Here is a 14696-nt window from a genome sequence, read left to right on the forward strand (position 1 = left end):
CTCAGCCGATTACCCGCGGCACCCGCCGAGCGGCATGCGGCGGCGGGCGATCACGCGCGGCGGGTTCAGCCGATATCGACGCTGGTCAGCAATTGCGGACTGGCCGATGTGCACCCGTTTCCGAGCACCACGGCGGTGATCTGTGGCGCATGCGGTCCGGCGAGCAGCACCAGTACGGCGGGCTGACCGCCGTAGGAGACGCTGCGGCTGCCGAGTACCCGATTGTCCAGCTGTGCGGCCGTCAGACAGTCCGATAGCGCGCTGCCGTGGGCCAGCGGGCCGCTGATGTCGTGGCGGCCCATCGCGGCCAGCGCCATGGACGGCGGAAAGTCGGCGGGCAGTTGATTGTCGGCGGGCTGCGCGGTGGCGGGCGCGGCACTGCGATTGTGCATGGCGTCCAGGGCCACCACACCGCCCGCGAGTACGGCCGCCGCGGCCGCGGCGGCGCTGAGCCAGCGCTGGCGGCGGGTGAACCGTTCGTCGCCGCGGACCGGTTCGGCCGATTCGTAGTCGTCGTCCGCGTCGAGTTCCTCGGGGGTGAGGTCGCCGAGTTCGCGCGGGTCGAGCCGGCCGGTGTCGAAGACGGCGGAGCCGTTCAATACCGGCATGGGTGCGGTGGAAGGTGGTGCGGGATGGGTGGATTGGCGATGCACGGGTAACCGGTGCACGGTGGCGAGCTGTCCCGGATCGGTGATCTCGGTGGCGGCCAGATCGCCGATCATGCGCTCCAGCCGGGTGGTGATCTCATCCGGCATGGGGTGGATGAGATGGTCGTTGCGGCCCAGATCGCGCAGGCGCAGGTTCACCTGGTCGAGCGAGCGCAGATAGCGCATGGCCGCGGGGTCGCGGCGCACCTCCGTCCACAGTTGTGCGGACAGATCCGCCGGGACGTTCCCGGCGTGCAGATCGGCGAGCAGTTCGTGGGACCAGGGCGGGCGCGGGATGGTTCCGGCGGTCGCCGTTCCCGGTGCCATTGATCCTGCGAGTACTGCGTCGTCCTCGTTCATTGCCCCTCCAGATCGGACCCGTGTGGGAAATCGCAGACCTGTCTTAGTGTTCGACGCACCGGAGTCGCGTCCGGTTCCCCGGATATCCTGCTCCGCGCGCGGCGGAATCAGGTGTTCATCGAGTGCAGATGTTCTTCGAGTCGCCGCCGCCCGCGGGCGCACCGGCTTTTGATGGTTCCGGCCGGAACACCGAGCAGCACAGCGGCTTCCGCGATCGAATAGCCCTCGAGCTCCACGGCGACCAGGGCGGTGCGCTGTTCGGCGGGTAGCGTGAACAACGCGGCATCGACCACGAGCGTGGCCTCCAGGCTCGCGAAATCGTCGCGGGGACACAGGGGTTCGAGTACGGACTCGTCGGACAAAGGTACCGTGCGCCGGAGTTTGTTGCGACGGATGCGATCCAGGCACGCGTTCACCACTATTCGGTGCAGCCAACTACGCACTTCGGACTCGCCACGGAAGCCGCCCGCGCAGCGATGAACGGACAGCAGGGCGTCCTGGAGTGAGTCGGCGGCATCCTCGGGGGTGTAGGAGGTGCGCAGCGCGATCTGCCAGAGATGGTCGCGATGGCGGCGTAATAGCTCGGCGAAGGCGTGCCGCTCGCCGAGGGCGTGGGCGGCGAGCAGATCGCGATCGGTGGCCTCGCAGACCCGGGGGCGGGTGCGGACAGCCGTCGCTGTGGGCCGAGTTCGTGACTCGGTCGCTACTCCGAAATCCTGAGCTGACGACAATGCGACTCCTGAAACCAGCAGAGAGTACGCAAGATCATATCGAAGATAACGATTCGGTAGCAATGAAATGCGCGATAAAAGCGCAGCTAGCGGGCGTTTTCGGGCGAACCGGACAGCATCTTCGATAACCGGAACGACCCGAAAATCACGAAATTATGGCGCGGCCTCGAACCGGATCTCCCCGATGGAGGTCTGGTACTGACCGCCGTTCTGCGCCAGCGCGGTGATCCACACCAGTACGTAGCGGGCGGGCTGATCGGCCTGCACCGCGATCTCGGTGGTGCCGTTGCCGAGCGTCGCCGCCCCGATCAACTGGGTCTGATCCAGGGTCGGCGAGGCGGTCGGCGAGGTGCGGATCTCCACCTGGGTGCCCGGCGTCGGCGAATCGATGATCACCTTGGTGAGCTTGCTGGGGCTGCCCAGCGTCGCCAGCACCCCCACCCCCTTCTTGAGGGCGGGGAACTGCTGGAAGTACGCGTCGGTGCGCCACAGCGTGGCCGGATTGTTGTCCAGCACCGCGCCGATGCTGCCGACGCCGTCGGGCGTGCCCTCGGGCGAGAACACCATGGCCCCGGTGACCGGCACCGGCACGCCCGCCGCCGCACCCGCGGTGGTCTGCGGCGCGCCCGGTACGGGCGGGGCCAGGCTGGAGGTGGTGAGCCCGATATTGCGCTGTTCGTTGAGCGGCGCCTCGGAACTGCCGGGCGCGAATACGCTCAGCAGCCACCAGATGATGACGCCGACGACCAGCGCGGCCAGCACGCCGAGTCCGACCAGGATCCACATCATCCGCTGCGAGCGTTCCTTCTCGGCGGCGAGCAGTTCCGGATCGGCCAGGGTCTCGTCCGGCGCGGACGGCGGGCGCTGGCCCAGCCGCAGCACCGGGATGAGATCGGTCTTCTGATCCACCACGGAGGCCTGTTCCAGCACGTGCTGGACGGTGGCGGCGGTGCGCACACCCTTGTTGGATTCCAGCGAGCGCACCGCGACCGCGGAGATCTCGAAGGGCACCTCGGGCCGAATCGTCCTGGGCTCCACCGGAGTTCCGTCCGGCCCGAAATCGGCCAGGGGCAGTCCGCCGATGGTGGCGGCGGTGCCGGTGACCCCGCCGACGCGGATCGGCCAGTGCGCGGTGATGAGCGCGTACAGCATGGCCCCGAGTCCGCGCACGTCCGATTGCGCGTCCGAATCGCCGAGGGTGCCGGGGAAGGCGAGCACGGCGTCACCGGAGGCGCTGATGCGCACCCGGTCCGGGTGGTCGATGGACAGCGAGCCGCCGCCGCGGTGCGCCAGTTCGGCGGCCGCCGCGAGCGCCCGGATGGCGCGTGCGGCTCCTATCGGCGACGGCACCGTATCGGCCATCTCCTTGAGCGAGCGGCCGGGCGTCCATTCGGCGACCACGATGCCGCCGGAGGAGCCGCGCACCACGTCGAGCACGCGCGCCAGACCGGGCGAGTTGATCCGCCCGAGGCGCAGGGTGCGGGACAGGATGGCCTGCGGTCCGTCGTGCCCGGAGTTCTCGGCGGCCTGCTGGTCGGCGTCGACGAAGGTGAGCGCGACCTCGCGGTCGAGTTTCACATCCAGGGCCTGCCAGAACTTGAGTCCGCGCGCGCCGCCGTGCCCGGCGAGCAGCCGGTAGCGGCCTCCGGCGACGGAGGCGCCCGGCAGCAGTTTGGGCCCGCGCTGGATGCGCTTGGTGGCCTCCACCCGCATGGGCGGCATCTGCGGCGAAATCGCCTCGTAGACACCGGTTTCGGGGCCCGCCTGGGCCTCCTCTAGGTCGTCCGGATCCTCCCGGTCGTCCCGCCCGGTGTTCCGGTGCGTGGAATCGGCCGTGCCGCCCCGCTTTTCATCCGTACGATCCGGAGTCGGGGGCGCGTCCGTGGAGAGCCCACCGCCCGCGGCCGCTGCGGATTCGGCGGCCGGGACGCCGCTCGCCGCGTCGTCGCTCACCCTCGTTCCTCCTTCGCCCTGGTATGTCGGAGACCGATGCTGTTGGGCCGGACCAGGTGTCCTGCGGACACCGTCGTCCGAAGCGGCGCGAGCACCCGGATCCGCCCTGCCACCGAGGTCGGGGAGGGCGTGTCCGGAGCTTGCGCTTGCCTGCCGAACAGGGTACGGGAACTCACCCTTGCCGGTGATGTCAACCGCATCGGGTCGGATGACGGGCAGCACCATGGTCTGCGCGTCGAGATAGGGATCGAACCGGTAGTAGTACGGCGCGGCGCGCAGATCCGGCTTGGGCAGCAGCGTGGTCTCGCCGAGGTCGCCGACCAACCCGCCGTCGAGTTCGAGATCCGGTGCGGGCGCGGTGAAGCCGAGTCGCCGGGAGATGGCCACGGTGATGGCGACGATCTCCGGGATGCCGGCCAGGCGCATCAGCCCGAAGGCCACGCCGAACATGATGATCGCGGTGAGGCCGACGCGCACCAGTGAGCCGAGGCCGCCGAACGAGTCCGAAAGCCGGTGCAGCCCGATGACTTTGTCCGCGATCAGCATGACCGCGCCGCCGGCCATGGAGGCCAGCACGACCCGGGTGACGGTGCGCCCGACATTGGTCATGCGCAGATCGCCGAGGCTGCGGTGCAGCAGGAAGCCGCCGATGACCGCGCCGGTGACGAAGCCCAGGCCGTTGGCGACGCTGAGCGCGATGACCACGTGCCGCTCATCGAAGAACACCGGGGCGAGCGCGGAGAGCGCGATCTTCACACCGGTGATGCCGAGGATGATCCAGGTCGGCGTCCACGCCTGTTCGCGGGCATAGAACACCCGTAGATGAATCAGCACCAGCGCGTACGGGATCAGCGTGAACGCGGACCAGGACACCGCCTCACCGAGGCGTGCGGCCTGACCGAGCCCGAAATGCCCGTAGCCGAACAGGGCTTCACCGATCTGCGGTCCGGCGAAGGTCATGAAGGTGACCACCGGGACCAGCGCGATCATGGTCAAACGGGTGGCGGTGCCGAGATCGTCGACCACGGCCGGTGTGTCGTCGGCGGCGGCATTGCGGCTCAGTCGCGGCATGATCGCGGTCAGCAGCGTCACGCCGAGCACGCCGTACGGCAATTGCAGTAGCAGCCAGGCATTTTGGTAGATGGCCGGTCCGGCCTTGTCCCAGTGCGAGGAGATGCGGGTCGCGAAGGTCCAGCCGACCTGGCTGATCAGCACGTACAGGATGATGGCCGCGCCCATGCCCGCGAACTGCTTGAGCCGGGCGTCCACGCCCCACAGCGGCCGCAGGTCGATGCCCTCGCGCCGGATGGCGGGCAGCAGGCTGACCATCTGCACCACCACGCCGAGCGTGACGCCGATGCCGAGGATGAGCAGTTTCGGTTCGCCCATGCGCACCGGATCGAGGCTGATCTCGCCCGGTGTCATGCGATAGGCGATGAGCACGGTGAGCACCACGAGGTTGTTCAGCACCGGCGCCCACGCACCGGGTTTGAACACCCCGTGCGTATTGAGGATGGCCATGAGCAGCGCCGAGGTGCCGTAGAACAGCACGGCGGGCAGCAGTAGGAAGGCCAGCGCGGTGGTGAGCGCGGTGCTGACCTTGCCGTCATTGGACAGGAAGACGTGCGTGGTCAGCACCGGCGCGAGGATCAGCACGATGAGGGTGCCGGTGCCGAGCACGGTGAGCGCGGCGGTGAACAGTCGCCGCACGAACGCGCTGCCGCCGTCCGGGTCCTCTTTCTCCGCGCGCACCAGGGTGGGCACCACGATGGCGGTGAGCACCGCGCCGAGCAGCAGCTCGGAGATCATGGTCGGGATGGTGCTGGCGACGGTGAACGCGCTGGCGATGGCCGGGCCGAGCACGGTCAGCAGCAGCAGCTGTTTACCGAAGCCGGTGATCCGGCTGGCGAGGGTGGCGATGGCGATGGACCCGGAGTCGCGGACCAGCCGCGCGTTGGAGCTTTCCGGTTTCTCGGCGACGACGACCTGTTGTTCCCGGGTGCCGGGTCCGCCCGCGGTGCGCGGCAGCGGTTGCCGCGGTAGCGGATTCGACTGCGGGGTCGGGTAGCGCTGTCCGCCGGTGGGCGTGTTGTACGGCCCGCCACCGGGTGGCCGATCGGGGTCGCCCGGGCGGTGTCCCCAGTGGTAGCGGTCCTCGGGTGCGGCGTGTGCGCCGCGGCCCGGTGGGGGTCCGGTGGGTCGCGGCGGCTGCGGGTTCGCCTGCGGGCCGGGTTGCGGCCGGCGCGGGGGCTGACCGGGTGGCCGCTGCATGATCGGCCCGGATTCGCCGGTGCGGGGGCCGGGCCCGGGTCCGGTCGGCGGACCGGACGGTTGACCGGCTGGGCGACCCGGCATGACGGTCGGAATTCCCTGGGACGGCGGATTCCCGGTGCGCGGACCTTGATTCGGCGGTCCGGGCCGCTGCGGGCGCTGCGGGGGGATGCCGCGTTCCCAGGGTGCGGAGGGCGCGCGTCGCGCGGGTGGCCCGTCCTGCCCGGCGGGTCGTCCGCCCTGGCGGGGTGCGCCGCCGTCGGGTCGGCCGGTGGAACGCGGTCCGTCGTAACCCTCGGGACGGCCGGAGGGGTAAGGGTCGCGACTGCCCTCGGGACGGCCGGAGGCGTAGGGGCCGGGGTTGCCGTCGGGACGGCCGGAGGCATTGCCGTCGGGTCGGCCGGAGGAGCGGGGGTCGTCGCCGTACTCGCTCATCACGCCTCCTTTCGTTGCTCGCGTTTGGCGCGCGAGAACCTGTTCACCCGACGTCGGGTTTCCGGATCCAGCCCCTCGTCGGCCGGATCGGACTGGCCGCGGAAGCGGTGCCAGAGCCGGCGTCCGGCCAGCAGGAGCAGCAGCGCACCGGCACTCGCGGTAATTATCGCCAACACACGACCGTAGGCGTTGGATCGCACGGATACCGATACCGCATTGCCGAGTGGCACCCCGTCGGGTGTGGTAAGTGCGATGGGTATCACCAGGTTTCGGCTGTCCGACACCTCGGTCGGGATCTGGAAGGACCGGGTGCCCTTGGCGGGCAATACCTGTTCGCCGATATCGGTGATGTTCGTCTCGGCGGGTGCGTCGATCCGGAATTTGATGCGGATGGCGACGGGCAGATCGTTGCGGGCGACCAGCAGCAGCGGGCTCTGTTCGGAGGCGAGGGTGTAGACGCCGCCGGGCGGCAATACCGTCACCGAGCGGAACAGATCGTCGACGGTCCGGGTGGTCTGGTCGATGCGGCGTTGCGCGAAGGTGTCGGCCTGTGCGCCGCCCGCCCGCCGGTCGGACATGGTGAGCGCCCGGATCAGATCGTCGCGCAGCGGGGTGAGGAAACCGCGCGGGCTGAGTTCCTGCTGCGGCACATCTGCGAGCGCGCTCATCAGTTCGGTGATGTTGTGCGCCTGCTGCCGGACCGGTTCGGCGAAGTGGCCGGGTACCGCCTCATCGGCGGCTGCGGGCAGATAGTCCAGGTCGTAGGGCTGCGGATCGACCTGCTGCGCAAGCAGATCGGTGAGCGAGCGCGGGGTGGCGAGGTTGTCGTGGTACATCAGGTCGAGTTGTCCGAGCAGGGCGGTGGCCTCGTCGCGGTTGGGTCCCCACTGCTGCGGCGGCATGAGCAGCGCCGAGCGCGGGCGGCCGGGTTGCGGGTTGAGCGCGCTCCAGGTGATCGCGCCGAGCGCGTCCTGCAGGCGGGCGGCGCGGGAGTCGTTGGTGACGTCGTAGCGGACCCGGTCCGGGGTGTACGGCGGGGTCGGCGGGTGTGAGCCGACCGCGGCCAGCGCGGTGGCGGACCAGATGTCGAAGGTGGCGGCGTGCAATTCGGGTGCGCCGGGCGCGGGTTCGCCGCCGCCGGGTGCGGGCAGGGTGAGTCCGTCCAGGCGCACCACATCGGGGCTCACCGAATCCGCTGGGGCGGCCGGGCTTTTGGCGCTGGAGATATTGGAGCGGCCGTCGGCGGGCGTCACGGCGTTGTCGGCGAGCAGCGCGGTGCTGTAGCCGTGGTGCGCGAGCAGTTCCGCGCCCTCGGTGTCGAGGCTGCCCGCGTCGGGCAGTGCCACGCCGCGCACGGATTTCACCGCGAGCAGCTGGTCGACCAGGTCGGCGGGCGCGTTGAGCGCGCGATCGGACAGCGTGATGTCACCGGTGGCGGCGAGGGCGCTCGGATCGACCTGCGCGAACGGCAGCGCGACCACGCACATGCTCGGCGCCAGTGTGCGCAGCCGGTCCAGCCAGGCCTTGGCGGCGTGATCGCCGGTGCCCGCGCGGGTGCTGCCGTCCGGATCGGACGGGCTGGCCAGGACGCGATAGCCGTCCTTCATATCGGAGACGGTGATCAGCAGATCCGGATCGACGGCCAGGCACAGCGAGGTGTTCAGGTTCTTATCGCGCCCGGTATCGGGTTTGAGCGTGGTCTCCAGCGCGGACAGCAGCTGGTCCAGGCGCCCGCCGGAGGTGAGTGAGGCGGCCAGATCGTCATCGGTGAGCAGGGCTTCGGCATCGGCGGAGCCGGGCTTACCGGCGACCAGGCGGGGCCGGTCGGCGAGCGGCCACAGCATGGTGGTGGCGACCGGTCCGCCGTCCGGAGCGGCCGGAACCGCGGCGGGGGCGGGACGTTTCGGATCGGCGGACGCGGCGGGAATGCCGAGCACCGGCAGCAGGAAGCGGGCATCGTCGAGCCGGGCCTGCCCGCCGTACGCGGGTTGCCCGTTCACGTTCAGCAGCAGCGGGTAGATGCCGGGCGTGGTGATGTCGAGAGTGGATATGCCGCTGGGCAGTTCGGTCGCCGAGTGCAGGGCGACGGTGAGGCTGAACTGCTTTCGCTGTCCGGGCGTCAATTGGTCTGCGACATCCTGGAATTCGCCGGTGATGTCGTAGCTGCCCTGATCCAGCCGCAGCGCGGAGCGCAGTCCGCTGGGGCTGGTGACGGGTGTGGCGCGCTGAATGCGCACGCTGACATCGTCGACCTGCCGGTCACCGATATTGGTGACGGTTCCGGACACCACGAAATACGGGTCGCTGGTGGCGGTGATCGCCGTCGGCGTCACCGAATCCAGCGACAGTTTCAGGAATTTCGGCCCGGTGGGCGTATTGCTACCGGTGGGCTCGGCCGCCGCCGGATGTGCGGTGAGCACAACCGGTACCCCGGTGAGCACAGCCAGCACCACCGCGACGAGCGACAGGATCCAGCGGTGCAGCGCCCCCGCGGTGTGTTGCCCAGGACGCCCAGACCCCGCACGCGTCATTGTCTGCCGTTCTCCATCCGGTCGATCAGCCGGTTCGCGACCTCGGCCAGCCTGCGTTCGTCAGCGTAGGCGAGCCGGGAATCGAGTTCGCTCAAGGGAACCCAGGCCACCTTGGTGACTTCGACATCGGCGTCGGAGAGTTCGCCGTCGAGGAAGCGCATCAGATAGTGGTGCACGGTCTTGTGTACCCGCCGGCCCTCGGTGACGAACCAGTAGTCGATGCTGCCGAGTTCGGCGACCACGCTGCCGTTGATGCCGGTTTCCTCGGCGACCTCACGGATGGCGGTCTGTTCGGCGGTCTCGCCTTCTTCGATATGTCCCTTGGGTAGCGACCAGAGCAGTCTGCCGCGGCGGTCGGTGCGTCCGATCAGTGCGGCGCAGCGCTTCTCGCGGGGGCCGTCGAGGCCGTCGACCACCAGTCCACCGGCGGAAGTCTCCCGCACCGTGCGCATGCGAGGTTTCGCCGCACTACCGGCCGAACCACGGCGCCGGGGCTGGCGGCGTCGACTGTTCGCGCGATCGGCCGGAGACACGGCGTCAGTCTATAGGGCAGGAATGCTCGGACAGCCGCACCGCAGCGGTGCCGTCTCCATGACGCCGTGACCGTGATCCGGCGCGCGCTCGGCGGATGTCCGTGGTAATGGATTTGCGGGCTCCACTAAGCTCGGATTTCGTGGTTTCGCAGAAGTCCGAGGAAGCAAACGTGGATCGCCGAACCCGATTGCTGGCCTCGGCGGCGATCACGGTGGGCCGGTTGTCCGATGTCCTGACCCCGCTCGGGGAATTGTTCGCCCAGAACGGGCATGAGCTGTATCTGGTGGGCGGCACCGTGCGGGACGCGGTGCTGGGCCGATTGGGTACGGACCTGGATTTCACCACCGACGCGCGGCCCGAGGCGGTGCAGGAGCTCATGCGCGGGTGGGCCGATCACCTGTGGGATACCGGCGGGCTGGCGTTCGGGACGGTGAGCGCGTCCAAGGCCGGGCAGCAGCTGGAGATCACCACCTTCCGCGCCGATTCCTACGACCGGGTGTCGCGCAATCCCGAGGTCACCTTCGGCGACACCCTGGAAGCTGATCTGGTGCGCCGCGATTTCCGGGTGAACGCCATGGCGGTGCGCATCGGTGAACTGGGTGAACTGGAGTTCGTCGATCCCCTGAACGGGATGGAAGATCTGCTCGAGGGTGTGCTGGATACCCCTGCGCTGCCGCAGGATTCGTTCAATGACGATCCGCTGCGCATGCTGCGCGGTGCGCGTTTCGTATCGCAGCTGGGTTTCCGGCTCGCGCCGCGGGTGCGCGAGGCGATTGTCGCGATGGCCCCGGAGATCGACCGCATCACCGCCGAACGCGTGCATGCCGAACTGGACAAGCTGATCGGCGGGGAGCATCCCACCGAGGGCATCGACATCATGGTCGAGACCGGTCTGGCCGAGCGGATCCTGCCCGAGGTTCCGGCGATGAAGCTGGAGATCGACGAGCATCACCAGCACAAGGATGTCTACGAGCATTCGCTGACGGTGCTGCGCCAGGCCATCGATCAGGAGGAGGGCGATCCGGATCTGGTGCTGCGCTGGGCCGCGCTGCTGCACGACATCGGCAAGCCGCCGACCAAGAAGAACGAGCCCGGCGGCGGGGTGAGCTTCCATCATCACGAGGTGGTGGGCGCGAAAATGGTGCGAAAGCGTATGCGCGCCTTGAAATACCCCAAGCAGTTCACCGAAGACGTGGCCCGCCTGGTCTACCTGCACCTGCGTTTCCACGGCTACGGCAAGGGCCAGTGGACCGATTCCGCGGTCCGCCGCTACGTCACCGACGGCGCGGAACTGCTCCCCCGCCTGCACAAACTGGTCCGCGCCGACTGCACCACCCGCAACAAGCGCCGCGCCGCCCTGCTCCGCTCCACCTACGACGATCTCGAAGTCCGCATCGAGAAACTCGCCGAACAGGAGGACCTGGCCCGCGTCCGCCCCGACCTCGACGGCAACGCCATCATGGAACTCCTCGACATCAAACCCGGCCCCGACGTAGGCAAAGCCTGGAAATTCCTCAAGGAACTCCGCCTCGACCGCGGCCCCCTCCCCCGCGAGGAAGCCGAAGCCGCCCTACTCGAATGGTGGCAAACCGCCAAGTCGTAGGGGCGGGTAGCTCGCCCCAAGCCTCGCGCGTCGTTCCGGGGGCCTGCGTCGTCTCCCCCCTTCCGGGGGTTTGGGGGCGAAGCCCCCAAGACCTAACGTCAGTTTTTCTTCCCCAACCTTTGGGGATCAGAAGACGATCAGTGTCGTTCCGGCGACGATCGCCGACCGAATCTGCGCCAGGTCGAACGATCCGGTCAGCCCGGGCAGGTCTGCGGTGAAACGCACGTGGTCCCCGAGCCGCTCGGTGCTGCGTATCCGCGCCTGATTCGGCAATTCCACCAGCGGAATCGGCTTGAGCGTCGTAAGTCGTTTCGGCGCACGCACTTTGCGCCAGTGCGCACTGTGCACGGTGATGGTGAGCAGATTGTCGGTGATATCGGCATCGACCAGCGCCCGAATCCGTTTTCGCTTGTGCCGCGCGACCGCGAGCCCGTCCGGGGCGGGCGACAGTTCCCAGTCCGGCTGCCAGCTGTTGACCCAATCCAGCAGTGCCGCACGCGATATCACCCCGGTGACATCGAGTTGCGCGGCCCGCAGTTTGGTCGGCACGCCCGGCACCAGCCGTACCCCGTGCGCGATGACCGTCAGTTCCTCGATCCGATGCGTATCCCAATGCAGTTCGGTGAGCACGGTTTTGGTCTGGAAGTGCGCCCCGCGCCGCCGCACCTTGAGCGTGTGCAGATTGGCCCGCACATCGTGGCCGAGGAAGGTGGCGCTCACCTCCTGCCCGCCGAACCGGCTGAGTATCCCCTCGGACAGCAGCGTCATGAGCACATCGGGCATGAGCGCGGTGACGGTGCCGACGCCGAGATCGGCGACGGGATCGAGCCAGGCGGTGGTGAAGCTGGTCCACTGGTCGACCCAGGTCTGGTCGAACAGGCGTTTGCCCAGGTCCAGGCCCATGTCCACCGCCCGCAGGGGTGACCAGGCCCTGGGATCGAAATACGTGGCCATGATTGTTTCGAGCGTACTGGCCGGCGCCGACATCGGACATGGCGTGCCCAACAGGTGAACCGCGTCCGGATATGACCTGAGTCACGAACATTCCGGTGGGCATGTTGTCGGCGCCGGCGCCCGCGACCACAATCGTTGGCATGACGGTGGATCTGAACAGCGATCTGGGCGAGGGTTTCGGCGCGTACCGCATGGGTGATGACGCCGCCATGCTGGCCGTGGTCACCAGCGCGAATATCGCCTGTGGTTTCCACGCGGGCGACCCGTCGATCATGCGCCGCACCTGCGCGCTGGCTGTCGAGCGGGGTGTACGGATAGGCGCGCATATCGGTTATCGCGATCTCGCCGGTTTCGGCCGCCGCGCCATCGCGGTCCAGCCCGCCGAAATCCGTGATGAAACCCTGTACCAACTGGGCAGTCTCGATGCTTTCGCCCGCGCTGCCGGTGATCGCGTCCGCTATGTGAAACCGCATGGCGCGCTCTATCACGCGGCCGCCGCAGATCCGGCGCTCGCATCGGCGATCGTGACGGCCATGCGCGAATTCGATGCCGCCCTCGCACTGCTGGGCCCGGCGGGCACGGAGATGGAGACCGCCGCGAGCGCCGCCGGAACCCCTTTTCTGGGTGAGGGTTTCGCCGATCGCGCCTACACCGCCGACGGCCTGCTCGCTCCGCGCGGTACCCCGGGCGCGGTCCTGTCCCCGGATGACGCCCTGGCCCAGGCGCTTTCGATTGCCCGCGACGGTAAGGCGATCACCGTCGACGGCGGTACGGTCGCGATCTCGGCCGCCAGCATCTGCGTGCACGGCGACTCCCCCGCCGCGGTGGAAATGGCCGTTCGCATTCGCGCGGCCCTGACCGATGCGGGAATTCCCGTTCGCCCCTTCACCTGATGGTCGCGGACTCTCGCCGGCGACTTGTCCGCGGTGCGCGTTTTCGCCCGCCGCGCGCCGAATCGCGCGATATTTCATATGCGGCGTATGAATTCCGGCGCGGCGGCCCGATGATCGTGGTCCGCGCGCGGGGTGGTGCTCGGGCCGCGGCATTCGGCGGTGGCGGTCGCCGGTGGGACAACTTCGAGTAGTGAGCGAGGGTCCGGTGCGGAGTGAGATACGTACGGCGGGAGATTGTGCGCTGCTGGTGATTCCGGCGGCGCGCGCACTGGTGGCCGAGCTGGTCGTGGCATTGCGGACCCGGCCCGAGGGGGTGGTCGATGTGCTGCCCGCGGCCGAAACAGTACTGGTCACCCTGTCGAATTCTCTTGCCGCCGAACCGGTCCGCGTGCGCCTGAATGCACTGCTCGCACAACTGGAATCGGATGCGCGGGTGGGTGCGGGTGCTCCGGTATCACCCGGCCCGCGATCCCTGCCCGACGCACCCCCGGCGGGTTCGGCGGCCGATCCCGGTACGGAGCCGATTCGCATCCCGGTGCGCTATGACGGCGCGGATCTACCCGAGGTGGCCCGCCTGCTCGGAGTGACCCCGGACGAGGTGATCGCGCGGCACACGTCCACCGTATGGCGTTGTGCCTTCGTCGGTTTCGCTCCGGGTTTCGGATATCTGGAATCCGCCGACGGCCGTCTCACGGTGCCGCGCCGTCCGGAGTCGCGCACCGCGATACCGGCGGGCGCGGTGGCGCTGGCGGGCGGTTACTCCGCCGTCTATCCGCGGCGCAGTCCGGGTGGCTGGCAGTTGATCGGCAGTACCGATGTGCCGCTGTGGGATGTGGATCGGGATCCGCCCGCTCTGATCCGCGCCGCGGCCGCCGTCCAATTCGTCGATGTGGAAGCGGGTCTGGCGTGATCAGGGTCGAGCGGGTGGGCCCGCTGGCCACGATTCAGGATCTGGGGCGTCCCGGCTGGTTCGATTCCGGTGTCGGTATCGCCGGGGCGGCGGATCGCGCCTCGTTGCGGCTGGCCAATCGCCTGGTGGGAAATCCGGAGGGCGCGGCCGGGATAGAGGTGCTGCTGGGCGGGCTGGAGTTGCTGGCCGATCGGCATCTGACGGTTGCCGTGACCGGTGCGGCCGCACCCGCCTCGGTCGACGGCCGCCCGATGGGCGCGGCCAGTGTGCTGGAAATCGAAGCGGGCCAACGGCTTCGCCTGGGTTTCGCAATGGCCGGTTTGCGCACTTACGTGGCGGTTCGCGGCGGCATCGAGGTGCCCGCGGTGCTCGGATCACGCAGTCGCGACACACTTTCGGGGCTCGGTCCGGATCCATTGCGGGCGGGTGATCTGCTGCCGGTCGGCCCGCCGCCGCGCCAGTATCCGATCGTGGATGTGGCTCCGGTATTGCCGCCGGCGTCGGGTCTGCTCACCGTGCACGTGATTCCGGGTCCGCGCGATGACTGGTTCTCCTCTGTCGCAGCGCTTTTCGCGGGCGACTGGACGGTCTCGTCGGCGACGGATCGCATCGGCGCGCGCCTGGATCGGCACAGCGGTCCCGCTCTGGAACGCCGGGTATCCAGCGAATTGCCCACGGAGGGTATGGCACTGGGCTCGATCCAGGTCCCGCCGAGCGGTCAGCCGGTGGTGTTCCTGGCCGATCATCCGATCACTGGCGGCTATCCGGTGATCGGCGTGGTGGCCGCCGCCGAGGTGGATCTGGTCGCGCAGGCGCGGCCGGGCCAGCGCATCCGTTTCCGCCCGTGCCGCACGTGATTCCGGCTGTGCCACAG

The 14696-nt window shown here is 69.0% G+C and carries 10 protein-coding genes; 4 read left to right on the forward strand and 6 right to left on the reverse strand.

Annotation, left to right across the window (positions count from 1 at the left end):
* Positions 1–65: 65 nt before the first annotated feature.
* The 5 genes from ACFVUS_RS21495 to ACFVUS_RS21515 all read right to left on the reverse strand — a co-directional run bounded on the left by ACFVUS_RS21495 (position 66) and on the right by ACFVUS_RS21515 (position 9461).
* A complete protein-coding gene (locus tag ACFVUS_RS21495; protein ID WP_387768799.1) occupies positions 66–974 on the reverse strand; it encodes a hypothetical protein in 909 nt (302 codons plus the stop codon).
* A gap of 140 nt (positions 975–1114) precedes the next feature.
* On the reverse strand, positions 1115–1633 hold the full coding sequence (sigM, locus tag ACFVUS_RS21500; protein WP_375963791.1) for an RNA polymerase sigma factor SigM: 519 nt from the start codon (positions 1631–1633) through the stop codon (positions 1115–1117).
* A gap of 258 nt (positions 1634–1891) precedes the next feature.
* Positions 1892–6397: a lipid II flippase MurJ gene (locus ACFVUS_RS21505; protein ID WP_387768802.1), complete on the reverse strand. Its 4506-nt coding sequence runs from the start codon at positions 6395–6397 to the stop codon at positions 1892–1894.
* Complete coding sequence (locus ACFVUS_RS21510) at positions 6397–8928, reverse strand: DUF6049 family protein (RefSeq protein WP_387768805.1); 2532 nt, start codon at positions 8926–8928, stop codon at positions 6397–6399. The genes ACFVUS_RS21505 and ACFVUS_RS21510 overlap by 1 nt, the downstream gene beginning before the upstream one ends.
* On the reverse strand, positions 8925–9461 hold the full coding sequence (locus ACFVUS_RS21515; protein ID WP_309230343.1) for an NUDIX hydrolase: 537 nt from the start codon (positions 9459–9461) through the stop codon (positions 8925–8927). The genes ACFVUS_RS21510 and ACFVUS_RS21515 overlap by 4 nt, the downstream gene beginning before the upstream one ends.
* Before the next feature lie 170 nt (positions 9462–9631).
* On the opposite strand from ACFVUS_RS21515, the gene ACFVUS_RS21520 reads away from it, so the two are divergent.
* Positions 9632–11065 carry a CCA tRNA nucleotidyltransferase gene (locus tag ACFVUS_RS21520; protein WP_387768809.1) on the forward strand — a complete coding sequence of 478 codons (1434 nt, stop codon included), beginning with the start codon at positions 9632–9634 and terminating at the stop codon, positions 11063–11065.
* A 126-nt stretch (positions 11066–11191) separates the two neighbouring features.
* Here the strand turns inward: ACFVUS_RS21520 and ACFVUS_RS21525 are convergent, their stop codons facing one another.
* A complete protein-coding gene (locus ACFVUS_RS21525) occupies positions 11192–12019 on the reverse strand; it encodes a hypothetical protein (RefSeq protein ID WP_387768812.1) in 828 nt (275 codons plus the stop codon).
* 140 nt (positions 12020–12159) lie between these two features.
* Between ACFVUS_RS21525 and ACFVUS_RS21530 the strand changes: the two genes are divergently transcribed.
* The 3 genes from ACFVUS_RS21530 to ACFVUS_RS21540 all read left to right on the forward strand — a co-directional run bounded on the left by ACFVUS_RS21530 (position 12160) and on the right by ACFVUS_RS21540 (position 14679).
* Complete coding sequence (locus ACFVUS_RS21530; protein ID WP_387768815.1) at positions 12160–12912, forward strand: LamB/YcsF family protein; 753 nt, start codon at positions 12160–12162, stop codon at positions 12910–12912.
* A gap of 190 nt (positions 12913–13102) precedes the next feature.
* Positions 13103–13822 carry an allophanate hydrolase subunit 1 gene (locus ACFVUS_RS21535; protein WP_387768818.1) on the forward strand — a complete coding sequence of 240 codons (720 nt, stop codon included), beginning with the start codon at positions 13103–13105 and terminating at the stop codon, positions 13820–13822.
* Positions 13819–14679: a biotin-dependent carboxyltransferase family protein gene (locus tag ACFVUS_RS21540; RefSeq protein ID WP_387768821.1), complete on the forward strand. Its 861-nt coding sequence runs from the start codon at positions 13819–13821 to the stop codon at positions 14677–14679. The genes ACFVUS_RS21535 and ACFVUS_RS21540 overlap by 4 nt, the downstream gene beginning before the upstream one ends.
* Positions 14680–14696 lie beyond the last annotated feature (17 nt).

Origin of the sequence: Nocardia sp. NPDC058058 (assembly GCF_042885355.1) — a bacterium.
Taxonomy (GTDB): Bacteria; Actinomycetota; Actinomycetes; order Mycobacteriales; family Mycobacteriaceae; genus Nocardia.

Bases quoted from the DNA above. Each gene is read 5' to 3' on its own strand.
- ACFVUS_RS21495 (WP_387768799.1), bottom strand. From the start codon at position 974: ATGGCACCGGGAACGGCGACCGCCGGAACCATCCCGCGCCCGCCCTGG.
- ACFVUS_RS21530 (WP_387768815.1), top strand. From the start codon at position 12,160: ATGACGGTGGATCTGAACAGCGATCTGGGCGAGGGTTTCGGCGCGTAC.
- ACFVUS_RS21505 (WP_387768802.1), bottom strand. From the start codon at position 6,397: ATGAGCGAGTACGGCGACGACCCCCGCTCCTCCGGCCGACCCGACGGC.
- ACFVUS_RS21510 (WP_387768805.1), bottom strand. From the start codon at position 8,928: ATGACGCGTGCGGGGTCTGGGCGTCCTGGGCAACACACCGCGGGGGCG.
- ACFVUS_RS21525 (WP_387768812.1), bottom strand. From the start codon at position 12,019: ATGGCCACGTATTTCGATCCCAGGGCCTGGTCACCCCTGCGGGCGGTG.